The organism is Kibdelosporangium aridum, from assembly GCF_900176515.1.
GTDB lineage: Bacteria > Actinomycetota > Actinomycetes > Mycobacteriales > Pseudonocardiaceae > Kibdelosporangium > Kibdelosporangium aridum.
Genome location: NZ_FWXV01000003.1, coordinates 53,572 through 68,298, shown reverse-complemented (window position 1 = coordinate 68,298; position 14,727 = coordinate 53,572). Strand labels below are relative to the sequence as shown.

General features: G+C 65.1%; 15 protein-coding genes. 7 read left to right on the top strand and 8 right to left on the bottom strand.

The annotated features are described in order from the left end of the window. Position 1: 1 nt before the first annotated feature. Complete coding sequence (locus B9C43_RS19325; RefSeq protein WP_084428375.1) at positions 2-1,117, top strand: sulfotransferase family protein; 1,116 nt, start codon at positions 2-4, stop codon at positions 1,115-1,117. Here the strand turns inward: B9C43_RS19325 and B9C43_RS19320 are convergent. Then, the gene (locus B9C43_RS19320) at positions 1,098-1,865 is read right to left on the bottom strand and encodes a class I SAM-dependent methyltransferase (protein WP_084428374.1); all 768 of its coding nucleotides are present in this window, start codon (positions 1,863-1,865) and stop codon (positions 1,098-1,100) included. The two genes, B9C43_RS19325 and B9C43_RS19320, sit on opposite strands and share 20 nt — an antisense overlap. Positions 1,866-1,912: 47 nt before the next feature. On the opposite strand from B9C43_RS19320, the gene B9C43_RS19315 reads away from it, so the two are divergent. Further along, positions 1,913-2,494, top strand: a complete 582-nt coding sequence (locus tag B9C43_RS19315) for a TetR/AcrR family transcriptional regulator (RefSeq protein WP_084428373.1) — start codon at positions 1,913-1,915, stop codon at positions 2,492-2,494. Here the strand turns inward: B9C43_RS19315 and B9C43_RS19310 are convergent. Further along, complete coding sequence (locus B9C43_RS19310) at positions 2,474-3,379, bottom strand: LysR substrate-binding domain-containing protein (protein ID WP_084428372.1); 906 nt, start codon at positions 3,377-3,379, stop codon at positions 2,474-2,476. The genes B9C43_RS19315 and B9C43_RS19310 overlap by 21 nt on opposite strands. A gap of 48 nt (positions 3,380-3,427) precedes the next feature. Between B9C43_RS19310 and B9C43_RS19305 the strand changes: the two genes are divergently transcribed. Genes B9C43_RS19305 through B9C43_RS19295 form a run of 3 tightly spaced genes read left to right on the top strand, consistent with a single transcriptional unit; the run spans position 3,428 to position 6,442 of the window. After that, on the top strand, positions 3,428-4,189 hold the full coding sequence (locus tag B9C43_RS19305) for a sulfite exporter TauE/SafE family protein (RefSeq protein WP_084428371.1): 762 nt from the start codon (positions 3,428-3,430) through the stop codon (positions 4,187-4,189). Between the two features lie 52 nt (positions 4,190-4,241). After that, entirely contained in the window at positions 4,242-5,660 is a 1,419-nt protein-coding gene (locus B9C43_RS19300) for an alpha/beta fold hydrolase (RefSeq protein WP_084428370.1), read from the top strand. Next, positions 5,657-6,442, top strand: coding sequence for a S1 family peptidase (locus B9C43_RS19295; RefSeq protein ID WP_084428369.1), 786 nt, complete (start codon positions 5,657-5,659; stop codon positions 6,440-6,442). The genes B9C43_RS19300 and B9C43_RS19295 overlap by 4 nt, the downstream gene beginning before the upstream one ends. On the opposite strand, the gene B9C43_RS19290 is transcribed toward B9C43_RS19295, so the two are convergent. Genes B9C43_RS19290 through B9C43_RS19280 form a run of 3 tightly spaced genes read right to left on the bottom strand, consistent with a single transcriptional unit; the run spans position 6,439 to position 8,818 of the window. Continuing rightward, positions 6,439-6,846, bottom strand: a complete 408-nt coding sequence (locus B9C43_RS19290; protein ID WP_084428368.1) for a hypothetical protein — start codon at positions 6,844-6,846, stop codon at positions 6,439-6,441. The two genes, B9C43_RS19295 and B9C43_RS19290, sit on opposite strands and share 4 nt — an antisense overlap. Continuing rightward, complete coding sequence (locus B9C43_RS19285) at positions 6,843-8,147, bottom strand: ATP-binding protein (RefSeq protein WP_200825611.1); 1,305 nt, start codon at positions 8,145-8,147, stop codon at positions 6,843-6,845. Before B9C43_RS19285 ends, B9C43_RS19290 begins: the two co-directional genes overlap by 4 nt. Further along, a complete protein-coding gene (locus B9C43_RS19280; protein WP_160096586.1) occupies positions 8,144-8,818 on the bottom strand; it encodes a response regulator transcription factor in 675 nt (224 codons plus the stop codon). The genes B9C43_RS19285 and B9C43_RS19280 overlap by 4 nt, the downstream gene beginning before the upstream one ends. A 173-nt stretch (positions 8,819-8,991) precedes the next feature. On the opposite strand from B9C43_RS19280, the gene B9C43_RS19275 reads away from it, so the two are divergent. Then, entirely contained in the window at positions 8,992-9,498 is a 507-nt protein-coding gene (locus B9C43_RS19275) for a D-alanyl-D-alanine carboxypeptidase family protein (RefSeq protein WP_084428367.1), read from the top strand. On the opposite strand, the gene B9C43_RS19270 is transcribed toward B9C43_RS19275, so the two are convergent. Next, positions 9,489-10,589 carry a glycosyltransferase family protein gene (locus B9C43_RS19270; RefSeq protein ID WP_084428366.1) on the bottom strand — a complete coding sequence of 367 codons (1,101 nt, stop codon included), beginning with the start codon at positions 10,587-10,589 and terminating at the stop codon, positions 9,489-9,491. The genes B9C43_RS19275 and B9C43_RS19270 overlap by 10 nt on opposite strands. 55 nt (positions 10,590-10,644) lie before the next feature. On the opposite strand from B9C43_RS19270, the gene B9C43_RS19265 reads away from it, so the two are divergent. Further along, positions 10,645-11,010, top strand: coding sequence for an iron chaperone (locus B9C43_RS19265; protein WP_033389449.1), 366 nt, complete (start codon positions 10,645-10,647; stop codon positions 11,008-11,010). On the opposite strand, the gene B9C43_RS19260 is transcribed toward B9C43_RS19265, so the two are convergent. Together B9C43_RS19260 and B9C43_RS19255 are read right to left on the bottom strand one after the other, a co-directional pair. Then, complete coding sequence (locus tag B9C43_RS19260) at positions 11,007-11,513, bottom strand: protein-tyrosine phosphatase family protein (RefSeq protein ID WP_033389450.1); 507 nt, start codon at positions 11,511-11,513, stop codon at positions 11,007-11,009. The genes B9C43_RS19265 and B9C43_RS19260 overlap by 4 nt on opposite strands. Before the next feature lie 55 nt (positions 11,514-11,568). Next, complete coding sequence (locus B9C43_RS19255) at positions 11,569-14,439, bottom strand: alpha-L-fucosidase (RefSeq protein ID WP_084428365.1); 2,871 nt, start codon at positions 14,437-14,439, stop codon at positions 11,569-11,571. Positions 14,440-14,727: the final 288 nt, after the last annotated feature.

Sequence of the window (14,727 nt, the reverse complement as noted above, 5' to 3'; positions counted from 1 at the left end):
TGTGGACATCGAGTCTCTGCACGCGTCGGCGACGAAGATCACCGGACTGACCGACTTCGGGGACTCCGGCTACCTCGAAGGCCTCTCGGTGCTGCTGGACTCGTACCACCGCGAAGCCGGTCTGACCGAGTTGGGGTTACGGGTGAAACGGGCCGGGCTGCGCTCAGCTCTGGTGGCGCGGCTGCTCAGTGAGGCTGCGTGGCAACGTCTTCCTGACTACGCGTCTGTGCCGATTGAGCGGCCAATCTTCGTGACCGGGCTGCCCCGGACCGGGACGACCGCGTTGCACCGGCTGCTCACCGAGGACCCCGCCCACCAAGGGCTGGAGTTGTGGCTCACCGACGTGCCGCAGCCACGCCCCCCGCGCGAGACGTGGGACGAAAACCCGATGTACCAACGGATCCAGGCCGGGTACGAGCAGCACCACGTCGAGCACCCGGAGTTCATGGGCCTGCACTACATCACGGCGGACATGGCCGAGGAATGCTGGCGGCTGCTGCGGCAGTCGATGATGTCCATATCGTTCGAGTGTCTTGCTTACGTGCCAACGTATTCCGCGTGGCTGGCGGAACAGGACTGGACCGAGGCGTATCACCGGCACCGGCGTAACCTCCAGCTGATCGGCATGCCGGACGCCTCGAAACGCTGGGTGTTGAAGAACCCCAGCCACCTGTTCGCACTCGATGCCCTGCTTGACGCCTATCCGGACGCGTTGATCATCCAAACCCACCGGGCGCCGAGCACGATCATCGCGTCGATGTGCAGCCTCGCCGAACAAGCATCGGGCGAGTGGTCCACGGTTTTCCACGGCTCGGTGATCGGCGAGACCCAGCTCGAGTTGTGGGCGCGCGGCCTGGAGAAATTCAACGCCGACCGCGCGAAACACAATCCCGCCCAGTTCTACGACGTGCAGTACGACGACTTCGTGGCCGATCCACTGAGCGTGGTCACCGATATCTACACCCATTTCGGCATGGACATTTCAGATGACGTCCTCGACGCGATGAAAGCCGTGCACACTTCGGGCGACCGGCGCCGATCGCACCGCTATGACCTGGCCGACTTCGGGCTGACCGCGGAACAGGCCGAGGCGCGGTTCAGATCCGTATCGCCGTGACCGCGATGGTCGTGTAGCTCATCGTGAAGCTGCCGCCGATGGCGTCGATTGCCTGCCCCAGGTCCGTCAGCACTTCGGCGAGCTTGTCCGGTGGGAGCAGGTTCATGCCGCCGTTGGTGGGCACGCGATCCAGCCACTCGTCCCGGGTGTACTGCCGCTGCCATTCGAATCGCCACTGCTCAGCTGCGTGGAACCGGCCATCCTGGTTGATCGCTTCGGCAGCGGTGCCCGTCATGACCTTGTACGGGTCCGCATTCGTCGTCACGGCGGGGAAGACCTGCCGATAGATCTTCCCGGAAACGGCATCGAGTTCGGGTGGCAGCTGATCCACGTTCCAGAACGCCGCCAGCAGCCCGCCGGGCCGCAGGACCTGCGCTGCCTTGGCCGCACCGGCGACCGGATCCACCCAATGCCAGCATTGCGCCGCGGTCAGCGCGTCGAATGTCCGGCCTTGCGGATCCCAGGTTTCGATCTTGGCGACTTCCACTTCCAGGCCGCGTTCCCGCGCGTACTCGGCCATCCTCGCGTCGGGCTCCACGCCCAGTACATTGCATCCCGCCGCTTGGAGCTGCCGGGACGCGATGCCCGTACCGCATCCGACGTCCAGGATCGCTGGGCCAGGGCTCGTTCCGGCGATCCGGGTGATCAACTCCTGCGGGTACCGGGGCCGGGCCCGGTCGTAGCGTTCGGCGTCGATTCCGAAGGACTCCGCTACCTGCCTGACGTGGTGAGGCTCTAAAGTGGGCATGTGCCCACCCTAGTGGGCAAGCGCCCACTCGACAATGGAGGACGCTCGTGCCGACCGGCGTGACCATCCGTGAAGTGCGTGCGCAGCTCTTCCGCGCGGCCGACCGCATCCTGCTCCGGGACGGGCCGAGCGCGCTGACCAGCAGGGCGGTCACCACCGAGGCGGGCGTTGCCAAAGGTGTTCTGCATCGGCACTTCGACGACTTCGATGCGTTCCTCGCCGAGTTCGTGCTCGACCGTGTCGAACGAATGGACGCCCAAGCCGCCGCACTGCGCGAAGCCGCGGGGACGGGCAACGTCGTCGACAACCTCACCGATGCGTTGACGGCGCTCTTCGAATCGGTCGCCGTCGCGGTGGTCGCTCTCGTCAGCTTCCGGGACGACCTGCGTGCCCGGTTGCGCGACGTCTGGCCTGCCGGAGTCCCTGTGCTGACCGAGGCCGCGATCATGATCGGGACGTACCTCGCGGCAGAGCGGGATCTTGGCCGGATCCCAGCCGACGCGGACGTCGACACGTTGGCAGCCATGCTGATCGGGTCCACGCATCTGCTTTTCGCCGACCGGGCCACGACACCGGACGCCTCGGCGGTGCGGAAGGTCGTGGCGACGCTAGTTCGTCCAGAAGCGTGACCAGGCTGTGGGCGAGCGGGACTCGGTGAGGACGTACTCGCGGAACGCTTCGACGACGGCTGGGTGGTAGTGGTCGGGGCACCAGCCGACGCCGATTGTCCTGGCACAGCGTGGTTCTGAAATAGGTAGTTCGACAGCGTCCGGCAACGGGCCAGGTGCGGGTGCGAGCAGTGCGACCCCGCACCCGGCACCGACGAGACCCCGCAGCATCGTCGGGTCTTCGCCTTCGAAGGCGATCCGTGGCGTGAAGCCGACGCTGGCGCACAGTTTCTCGGTGAGCGGCCGGAGGCCGAAGCCGTGTGCGAAGGTCACGAACGGTTCGTCCTTCACCTCGATCAACCGGACTCTGCGGCGTTTGGCGAGCCGGTGGCCGACCGGGACGACCAGCGCGAGTGGCTCGTCGAGGACCGGTTGCCACGTGATGCCTGGTTGGTCCGACGGCTGCGCGGCCATGATCATGTCGACTTCGCCGTTGAGCAGGCTTTGCTCGTTGCGGCTCGTTCCGTCCTGCCGTAGCAGGAACTCCACTTCCGGGTACCGGGCGCGGAAGCCGCTGAGCAAAGCCGGGACCAGCATGGTGCCCAGGGTGTTCAGGAAGGCGAACCGGACGGTGCCGTGGGTGGGATCGGCGGCGGTCCCGATCGTCTTGACGGCACTGTCGATGGAGTTCAACGCGCGCTTGGCGGCTTCGAGCAACGTGCGGCCGTTGCTGTTGAGGCGCAGGACACGGCCGACTCGGTCGAACAGGGGTGCGCCAATCTCCTGCTCAAGACGCGCCAGACCCCGTGACAACGCAGGCTGTGACACATGCAACTGTGCCGCCGCGGCGGTGACCGTGCGGCCTTCGGCGACCATCACGAACCACCTGAGCTGGTCAATCTCCATATCGATGCATCATACGCATTGATCTAATCGCCGACTTTTATTGGACGCATGAGTGCAGCTCAGGCGAAAGTAATTGGCGTGGACTTGATCGTGGTCGCCGCAGTGGGGTTGCTCGCCGGTGTGATCAACACTGTCGCCGGCGCCGGCGCGCTGGTGACGTTCCCGGTGTTCCTGGCCCTGGGGATGAGCCCGTTGCAGGCCAACGTGGCCAACTGCATCGGCGTGGTGCCGGGCAATGTCGCATCGATGGTGACCTTCCGCAAAGAGCTCGCGACACAGAAACCTCTGCTGCGCAAAGTCATGCTTCCGGCCGCGATCGGTTCACTGCTCGGCGGACTCGTGCTTTTCGTGCTGCCGGAACGGGTTTTCACCTACCTCGTGCCCGCCCTGCTTGGCCTCGGCGCCCTGCTCGTGCTGATCCAACCGCTCGTGGCCAAGAAACTGCGGTCCGCCAAGACACATCGCGGCCCGATCAAATCCCTGGTCTTCGGCACCTCGGTGTACGGCGGCTACTTCGGCACCGGCATCGGCGTGATCTTCTTCGCGGTGCTCGGTCTCTTCGCCAAAGGCACCACGCATCAGCTGAACGCCGTCAAGGTAGTCCTGCAAGGGATCGCGAACGGGGTGGCGGGTGTCTTGTTCTGCTTCATCGCTCCTGTGCCGTGGCCGCAGACCCTGGTTTTCGGTGCCATGACGATGATCGCGGGCCCGGTCGGCGCACACCTGTCCCGCAAGATCCCACCGGCCCCGCTGCGGTACATCATCGGCACGTTGGGACTTGTGGCCGCGGTCCGGCTCGCGATCGCGTAGCTGTTACGTGACCATGACTGCCAGCTGACACGGTTCTGCCAAGTTCGGGCGGGTGACCAAAACAGCAGCGATGGTGGCGATCCTCGTGACCGCCACCGGAATCTCGGGCACACCTGCCCATGCCGGGCCGGAGTGGAAGCCCTGCGCCGAACTGCATGACAAGTGGACGGAGAAGGTTCCCGAAGACAAGGGCGGGGCGGAATGCGCGTACGTCGCGGTTCCCTTGGACTACAGCAAACCCGACGGTCGTAAGCTCAACATCGCGGTCAGCAGGCTGAAGGCGAAGGGCCAGCGCCGCGGCGTGATGCTGATGAACCCCGGCGGGCCGGGTTTCTACGCCCTTCCGCAGCCGTTTTCCATCAGGGACAGCAAGATCGCTGTTCTCGAGGAGAACTACGACCTGATCGGCTTCGACCCCCGCGGCGTCGGGTTCAGCGCCGCACAGTTCTGCGACCACCAGTCCCCGCCTCCGCCGCCACCGACGAGTGCCGAAGACGGGGCCAGGAAGTCTTTCGACTCCTACGCCGCTTGGAACAAGGCCTGCGCGGCCAAGGATCCGGAGTTCCTCGCGCAGATCACGACTGCGAACACCGCGCGCGACATGGACAAGATCCGCGAGGCGTTGGGCGAGCAGAAGATCAGCTTCTACGGTGTCTCGTACGGGACGTTCCTCGGTGCGATCTACCGTGGCCTGTTCGACTCGAGAGTCGACAGGATGTGGCTCGACTCGGTGATGCCGCCCGCGTTGGACATGGCCCAAATGGACAGCGACATCGCCGCGCTTGGCGCGGCCGATGTGGAACCGTTCCTGAAATGGCTTGCCGCGCGGGATTTCGAGTACCACTTGGGCAAGACCGTGGCCGAGGTCCGCAAGACCCTGCTCGATCTGCGAGCCGAGTTGGACGCCAAGCCTCGTGGCGATATCGACGGCATGACGGTAGGTGGCTTGGCGTCTCCGTCTCCCAACCGGTACGCGGAGTCCGCCCGGGACCTGGTGACGCTGTTGGAAGGCGGCACGCCGCCCGGGTCCCAGCCGGTGCGTGCCCAGTCCTTCGGTGTCGATGGGTTCCAGTCCAACGCGTTGGCTGCCCGTGCGGTGTTCTGCAACGAGGCCATCGGCGGCCGGAATTTCGCGGACGCCTGGGCGAAACGCCAGGAGCGGCTCGCCAAGTACCCCTTCACGGGTGGGTACATCGACTTCAGCCTGTGGTGTGCGGACTGGCCATTCACCACACGGCCAGTGCAGTTGCCCAAGGGTACGAGTGCGCTGCAACTGTCGGGGCATCTCTATGAGGGCGTCACGCCATACCTGTGGGCGCAACGAATGCAGAACACAGTAGGCGGTGCGTTGCTGACCATCGAGGACAACGCCCACTCCGGGGCACGGCGGTTGTCGTGTTCGGCGGACAAGATGGTGGTTTTCTTCCGTACCGGCCGCACTGACAACGGAACCTGTGAGGGGCTGTCATGATCAAGAGAGTTCTCGGTCTGACCGCCTTGCTCGGCGTGGCAGCGGCGACTCCGGCTGCTGCGGCCACCGACCTCGCCGGAACGGTTGCCATGGGATGCTCCGGATCCCTTGTCCGGATGGCGGACTCGTCGGCGAACGATCCCGCCCTGGTGCTCACCAACGGGCACTGTTTCGAAGGGCAGAGCCCCAGCCCGGACGAGGCGCTCGTGGACCAACCGTCCAACAAGCTGATGGATCTGCTTGATGGCAAGGGAAACGCAGTGGCTTCCCTGCGCGCGAACCGTGCGCTGTACGTGACCCTGACGGGCACGGACATCACGCTGTACCGGCTGAAGGAGTCCTACGCTCAACTGGAGCGGCAGTACCAGGTGCGTCCGTTGACGTTGTCCAGTGAGCGCCCCAAGCAGGGCATGGACGTCGAGGTCGTCTCGTCCTACGCGAAGAAGGTCTTGCCGTGCAAGATCGACGGCTTCGCCTACCGGGTGCTGGAAACTGCCAACGTGACCAAGGACGTCATCCGGTACAACCCAGAATGCCCGCCAGGGCCCGGCTATTCAGGGTCACCGATCGTCGCGGGCGGCAAGGTCGTCGGCATTCACAACACGAGCAACCGCGACGGCGGCTCGTGCACGATGAATAACCCTTGTGAGATGGACAGGTACGGCAACATCTCAGCACGCAAGGGCGCAGCCTACGCCACTCAGACGTACTGGATCACGACGTGCGTGAAGCGCGGCAACCAACTCGATCTGCACAAGCCAGGCTGCTTGTTGCCTGACTAAACAGGACAAGTCAGCGGTCCCCGGGACTGTCCGCCGCCGACGAGCGTGACAGGCTCGGGGACCGCGGCCGTGCACACGATCTGCTGTGTGGCCAAAGTGGACAGGGAGGTTACGTCGATCGGCACGCTGACAGTCGAACCGTTCACCGTCATCAGTTCGGCTTCCGTCGGTACCTCGTTGCGGTAACCCGACGTCTGCTCGGCCTGGAACTGGGCCAGCATGGTCAACGCGGCGCCGGCCGGCGTCTGGTGCTTGGTCGGCCGCAGTATCGGTACCAGTGTGTTGTCATAGGTCCTGATCAAGTAGATCAGAGCGCCCGTCGCTTGCGAGCCACCGATCGGATCGGACGGTTGAACCCCGCATCCGGACAGGACGAGGACGAGTACGAGGAGTGCGCGTTTCACTGTGGGCCTCCTGTGGGCAGGTGCAGCGTGAACACCGCGCCGCCGTCCGGTCCGTTGTCCGCGGTCAGCGCGCCGTGGTGCAGTCGGGCGTTCTCCCAGGCGATCGCCAGGCCAAGGCCGCTGCCCGCGGAACGGGTCCGTGCCGTGTCGGCTTTGTAGAAGCGGTCGAACACCCGGGGCAGCACTTCAGGGTCGAGACCGGGCCCGTGGTCGGTGACCTGGATGAGCAGCCAGCCCGGCCCGCCGCGCAACATCACCGACACCGGAGGGGCGCCGTGCCGCAACGCGTTTCCGACCAGGTTCGCGACGATCACGTCCAGCCGCCGCGGATCCACCCGGGCGATCAGCGGCGGCAGGTCAGTGACCACTTCGGACCAGCGCCGTGCTCGCAGCGTCGCTCGGATCGCCTCGGCGACGTCGATCTCCTCGAGCACGAGCGCTGCCGCACCGGAGTCGAACCGGCTGACCTCCATGAGGTCGTTGACCAGCCGGGTCAGGTTGCGTGTCTCCCTGCTGACCAGGCTCGCGGCTTTGCCCGCATCCGGGGTCAGATGCGGCGCTTCCTCGTCGAGCACGTCGGTGACCGCCGTCATCGCGGCAAGGGGAGTCCGCAGTTCGTGGGACACATCCGCGACGAACCGGCGTGCGTCCGCGACCTGCTTCTCCAACGCTTCCGCGGTGACGTTGAACGTTTCCGCCACCCCAGCGAGCTCATCAGCGCCACGGACGTGAACACGAGTCGACAGGTCGCCTTCACCCAGCCGCTGCGCGGCCGCACGCAGTTCACGTACTGGGCGGAGCACGCTGTTGGCGGCGAACCACGCCAGAAAGCCGCTGAGGACCAGCGAACCGATCCCGATCGTCCACGCGATCAGCGCCAGCCGGTTGATGCTCGCCGCCTCGGCGTCGAGGCCCCGCGTCTGGTAGAACTCCATTTCGGACACTCGCATGCCCATGACCAGTCCGACTCGGCCGTTGTGTTCGACCCGCTGCCACGCCACGACACCGGTCTTCACCTCGTCCCGCAACGCCTGCGGAATCTCGGGGACGGACCGGCCGTCATTGTGGTACGGCTGTCCTTTGTAGAGGATGAAGCCAGCGGTGTTCCGATCGGACAAGTCATCGGGGTTCGGCACCGCCATGGTGGCGACTTTGTCGGTGAACAACTCGACATAGGCGTCTTGTGCACGTTCCAGGACCATGGTGCGAGCCTGTACATAGGACGCGCCGGACACGGCAGCCGCTGTCACACCACTGAGCAGGGCGAACGCGATCAGCAGCCGGGTACGCAGGCTCCTCACAACGGCCCGAACCGGTATCCGAACCCCCGGACGGTCTGGATGTACCGCGGTGTCGCCGGATCGTTCTCGATCTTGGCCCGCAACCGCTGCACGCACGCGTCGACCAGCCGTGAGTCGCCAAGATAACCGTGCTCCCACACCGATTCCAGCAGCTGCTGGCGGCTCAGCACCCGGCCGGGCGAACTGGACAGTTCGAGCAGCAACCGCAATTCGGTCGGGGCAAGGCTGACCTGCTCGCCGTTCTTGCGCACCACCAGGCTCGCGCGGTCGACAGTCAGCTCGCCGTACTGTTCGGCATCGGCCTGCTGGGTGGGTTCTCCCACGCGGCGCAGCACAGCGCGGATCCGTGCTTCGAGCACCCGTGGCTGGACCGGCTTGACCACGTAGTCGTCGGCGCCTGCTTCCAGGCCCGCCACCACGTCCATGTCGTCGCTGCGCGCGGTCAGCATGATGATCGGCAGGTTGCCGGTCGCCCGGATTCTGCGGCAGACCTCGAACCCGTCCATCCCCGGCAGCATCAGGTCGAGCACGACGACGTCGACGCCTGCCAGCTTGCCGAGCCCCTGCTCGCCGGTCTCCACCGCGCGCACCGCATGCCCTTGCCTGGTCAACGCCAGTTCCAAGCCGTCACGCACCGCCTGGTCGTCTTCGATCAACAGCACCCGGGACATACCGCCAACCATCGCAGGGCCGGTCGAAGTTCGCCTGTCCACCCCTCCCATGATGCATTCCGCGCTTCCGCGCGCCATTCGTGAAATGTCATGGTTGTGTCACAGAAGTGCCAGTACAGAGCTGTTACACGGCACGAACGGGACAACGACAGTGTCCGTCGACAGTGGATCGCATGACGACACGAGATCGTGCGATGGAGCTGGCGGCGAAAGCGCTTGCGCGGGTCCTGCTGCCCTTCGCCCACCTGAACGCCCCCGGCCACGCCCGGCACGTCGCGTGCCAGTGGGCGCTGGGAATGCGGTTCCCCAAAGAGGACCTGACCGGCCTGACCCCGGCCACGTACGCGGCGTTCACCACGGCCCGAACCGAGGCGTTCTGGAAGGACGGCCAGCTGATCGGCCTGACCTCCGGCCACCGCGACGCGGCCGTGCAACACCGGATGTACATCGAGGACTTGCAGCGGCCAGGCCTGACGACCGTGCTGCACCCGGCCGAGTCCGAGCACGTCCGTGGGACCGCCATGGACATCCGGCCGCGAGAAGGCGCCCAGTGGCTGGAGGACAACGGCGCGCGTTACAACCTGTATCGGACGTATGACAATGAGTGGTGGCATTTCGAGTACCGGCTGCGCCGGCCAGAGCGACTGCCTTATCCTGGTGCGGTGCGGGCTTACAGGTAGTCCATGTGGACGTGGTCGATGGACCAGAGCTGGGTCTTGTCACCGTTGTGAGCCTCCAGCAGTGCCGGGAAGTACTCGCTCAGTGCCTGCTCGTAGGTCAGTTTCCCGTCCCGCAACTCTCCGGCGGCTGCCACGATCCGGTCGAGGTCCGCGGTGATCCGGGCCCGGGTCATGCTTGGTGTGCGGGGTCCTTCGTCGGTGTCGATCACCGGCAGGTCGTCGAACGTGGAGTAACTCGGGAACCGGTCGGTGTCAGGGATGATCGACCGGAACGGGACACCGTTGAAGAAGAACTCGAACCAGCGTCCGCCGGACAGCGTCAGCCACGGCGTGCCCGCGGCCAATACCGCCATACCGAAGCCTGTGTGCGGGGACAGGAACACATCGCTCGCTTGGACGACAGACAGTTGCTCGACGAGGCCGCGGTCGAAGCAGTTCTCCGGCTTGGACCGGTGGTCGAGCAAGCGCTTGAGGTCCTTCTCGGTGAGCGAGGTGGATGTCCTGTCGTTCTTGGCGAGCTTGCCGACCAGCACGAGTTGCGCGTCCGGGTAGGCGTCGGTGAGCGCGTCCATGATCAACAGCCATGAGTCGGCCGACGGGTACAGCGCCGGTTCACTCGATCCGCTCGGCATGATCGTGATGGTCCGCCGGGTGACTGCGGTTTCCGGCAGTTCGAGGCGGAGGTGTTGGCGTCGCAGGTATCCAGGCTTCGGACTGGTGACGACCGTCCGGCCTTGGGCCGGCTTGAGGTGCTGGTCGGTCGCCGCGTAGTAGTCCTTGAGGCCAGGGAACATCTCGAGCTGGAAGTCCTGGTACCGCCGGGACTCGTCGATCACCCAGTCCCACTCGCGGGGCAGGTGCGCGACCCGTTGCGCCGAATCGTTGGCGGAGGTCAGCAACGGATGGTCGACGACGTACTTTGCCGAGATGAAGGGGCAGTAGTCAGCGAGCTCGGTGGCGGTGGCGGCGTTGAGCGCGACCGCGATTTCCCGATCGGGGTTCGCGGCGTGATGGCCGTTGGCGTAGTACAGAGCCTCGATCGCGTGGCCGACCGGGTGGCAGTAGAAGAAATTGACCAACGCGCGCTCCATGCGCCGTTTTCTACCGTGCCTGTCGCGTACCCGAAACTTGTTTTAGGGTTCCGGCATGGTGTCGAGCTCAGCACCCGACGTACAGACGTTCCTCGACGACGCGGCGCCGGAACGCCAGGAAGCGTTGCGCCGCCTGCGTGAACTCTGCCTGACCGAGCTGGCCGGGTTCACCGAGACGATGCAGTACGGAATGCCGACCTACCAGCGCGACGGGGTCGGCGAATTCGCCTTCGCCAGCCAGAAGCAGTACATCTCGCTGTACGTCGGGCGCACGGATGTCGTCGCCGCGCACGCCGAGCAGCTCGCCGGCCACAACATGGGCAAGGGCTGCCTGCGGTTCCGCAATCCCGCGAAGATCGACTTCGACCTGGTGCGGTCGCTGCTGCGGGCGACCGCGGCAACCCGGGGCCCAGTCTGTTAGGACTCCAAGCCCACCAGCAGATGGGCCAAGTCCAACCCGGTCTCCAGGTACAGCTCGAATGTCCTGTTGTGCAGCGCCCATGGTGAACGCTTGCGCCGGATCAGCAGGATGGCGCTGCGTGCGTCGTACCCCAGGTGGATCAGCGCCTGCGCAGCCACCAGACCTGACCTGTTGTAGCCCGCGTGGCACCGGACCAGCACGTTCCGGCCGTTGGTGATCGCCTGCGCGGTGACCGCGGCCAATTCCTGCACCCTGGCGATCTGACCGGCGTTCAACGGGCCGTCCGGCATCGTGGCGACGTGGTGCTCGACGCCCACCGCAGGCCCGTGCCCGTCTTTGCTGTACAGGCTGACGACCATGTCGAACTGGTCAGCGACCACGGCGAACTGCAGCTCGCCCGAATCGTCGGTGAAGTAGTGCCCGCCCATCCACAGGCCGAGCCGGATCTGATTCCACGGTGACCTCGGTGCGGGAACGTCCCGGTCCCGCTGGCGAGTGCGCACACGGCCTCCTTAAGTCATGTGCCGTGAACGCACTCGCCTCAGGTCAGGTTCCCCGTCAGCCGGTACCGAGAGAAATCCGGTCCAGGTCAGGTGCGCCCGAGCCGTCGTTGAAGAACTTGATCGTGTTGGCGCCCGCGTTCAGCGTTACCGGAAGCGTAGTCGTGTACGGAGTGTTGTTGCCTTGGCCATCGACCTTCACCTCCGTCGGCTGCGCGCCGTTGACGGACACGAAGTACGACCGCGGCCCGTTGACCGTGAAGTCGATGTACAGCGTGTACTGGCCCGCACTGTCCACAGTGACATCGTCGAACTGCACGAAGGCATCCGGCGAACCGCCGATGTTGCGGACCTTCTCACCACCGGAGCACGGCCCACAGCCGGTCAGACCGGTGCTGCCGAACTGGTTGCGCGAGTCCTCGGCTTCACGCATGAACACGCGGTCCGCCGGACGCGGCTTGATGTCGACGTTGGTCGTGACTTGCTTGGCACGCCCCAAAACCTGGAAGGACGCGGTGACCGGTGCGGTCACGGCCGGGGTCTGGGCTGGTGCCGTCAGTGTCCACTCGCCACTCAAGATCTGGCCGAGTCGTAGTTTTTGGACAGTCGCAGGTGCGCCGTGGACGGTCCAGCCCGCGGGTGCCGTCGGCTTCAGCTCGACGTTGTCGAGGGCGTCGTCGACATCGAGCCGGAGCCGTGCGGTGACCTTGATCGTTTGCTGGCCGGGCCCGATCCATTGCACGCCATGGGGTTTGACCGTCATTGTGGTCGTCGGCGTGTACGACGCGGGCGGCAGCGGGGCGATCGCGATCCGGTCGATTCCTGGACCTCGCGGGGAATTGCTGGACAGGGTGATCGTGTTGGATCCGGCTTGGAGCGGCACGGAAATCGCCGTGTCAGCGGGTACGTCTGGCCGGTCCTTGGGAATCTGCACTTCGGTCGCTGAACCGTTGACGGTCACCGTGAGTGAGGTTGTCCCGGCTGAAGTCGTGTTCAGCTCGAGCTTGTGGTCCCCGGCCTCCTTGGTCACGGTGTAGGTCACGGAATTGCGTGTGCCGCCGCCGAGACCGATCACTTGGGACGTGCCCGAGCAGGCGAAGCAGATCGACCGGCGCGCGGTTCCGTTGAGCTGGGCGTGTTCGGCTTCCAGCGGTGTCTGGCCGCGGGGGATCAGTGGGTAGCCGTGGCCCACTTTGATCTCGTCGATCTGCAGTTCACCGAAGTAGCGCGGCGCTTGCGGGCCGCCCCACGTGTTCAGCACGTCCAGCTTGATGTACCGGGTGGTCTGCTGGCCGATGTCGATGAACTGCGTACCGCGGGCGCTTGGCATCGCACCTGCCCGCACTTCCTGCCAGCGCACGCCGTCATCACTGATCGAGACCTTGTAGTCCTTGATTCGCGCGGAATCCTCCGGGCGGCCGAAAGAAACGCGGGCGTACGTCGGAGACCACTCTCGCTGGTTCACCGCGAGGTGCGTGGCGGGCTTGCGGTGCTTGAGATCCAGCGTGACGGAGACGGGGAGCTTGTCGTTGGCGTCCCAATAGGACTCGAAGCTGCCGTCGGTGAGGTTGCTTGCCGGGAACCCGTCGCGAGTGGAGGTGGCGGTCGCGCTGACGTTGTTGTAGTAGCCGGTCTGCAGCGGAGTGTCTACTTTGAACACCGTGTCGTACGTGTCCCAGTTGCGGATGTTCAGGATGGTCAGGTATCCGCCGGACTGGTTGAACTTGAGGCGCTCGCCGGTTCGGACATCTGTCACGCCGGTGACCCAGTAACCGTTGTCCCGCAGGCGAAGCATGTCCGTGCTCGGCCTGGTGACGGCGTGGATGTACTGTGTCTTGGCGCCCGGCTTGACCGTGATGACGCCGTGAGCGCCGTCGTTCCAGAAACCGGGCTGCATCCCGCCGTACATGTAGCCGCCGCCTTCGGTGCCGTACAACGACTCCCGGATCGGTGGCACCCATTCGGCCATGAAGTTGTTGAACTTCGCCTGGCTCGGCGGGAACTTCCCGTTCACCATCGGGGTCTCGGCCATCAACGACTTCATCGACGAACCGGCGTTGGTGATGTACCGGCCAGTGGACAACCGGAAGTCAACCGGGTGGTCACGGCCGTCGTACCACCAGTCGCCGGTGGTCGGCAGCTTGTAGTCAGCCTCGACCAGCCTCGGCATCGGCGTCCACGCGGCCTGCGGGTAGTCATAGGAGGGGGTCATGCTGGTCTTCTGCTCGTTGCTGACCGTGTCCATGATCGGCGTGTCCTCGTTGTTGTTGCTCAGCAACCAGGACGGCCTTTGCGCGCGGATCTGTTCGTAGAGCTTGTTCTGCTCCCAGTACTCGTTGTCGTTGTCGATCCAGAAGCCCGCGAGGTCGGCGTAGTTGCGCATGACCTCGAAGAACAAGTCGTAGCTGTACATGCCGAAGCCGCGCCGCGTGGTCAGGTCGACCTGCTGGCCCTTGTAGGCCGAGTACGCGGCCGAATCGAGCATTTGCTTGCCCTGCTCGCTGTGCCACTGCGGGTCGTCGGTCATGTAGAGGATGATCTTGACGTCCTTGGCCTTGCCCGCCTGGACGAGCTCGCCGAGAAGATCACGCTTGGTGCTGCAGCTGCCCGGGATGGCCGACGGCCACGGGCGCGCGTAGCCAAGCCTGCTGTGGAACGTGGCCAGGACGATGTAGGAAGCGCCCAGCTTGCGGGCCTCGTCGACCCAGTAGTCGGCGTTCCAGCCGCCACCGGTGACATCGCGCTCCCATTCGGCGCAGTCGAGGTGCTTCGGCGCGGTGAACATCCCCCAATGCAGGAAAAGCCCGGCCGTCGAAGCCCGTAACCACTGCTGTCTCGGATGCTCGACCTCGGCATGCGCGACGGGAGCGACCATCGCAAGCAGGACGACGAAAACACTCAGCAAGATGGTGCGGATGCGACGTTGCATGACCTCTGCCCTCCCGGGTCACCCATCAGACATCCGATCAAACCGACCGGATTGGGGTCAGTCAAGGGTGGATGAGAAGAAATGTAGACGATTACATCCGATGAGTTCAGGTGTGTGAAAAATGCGTGGCTCGCCCGTGCCCTGCGAAGCTTGAACGCCAGCCGAATAGCCGTTCGCGCCCAGGGAATCGGCAAGGGTGAACGCGCGCCTTATCGGGTTTGGTATATCCGCCGACCCCGACGATCTGCATTAGCACAGCGGCTCTCGCTAGCAGCTGTGCTGCCACCG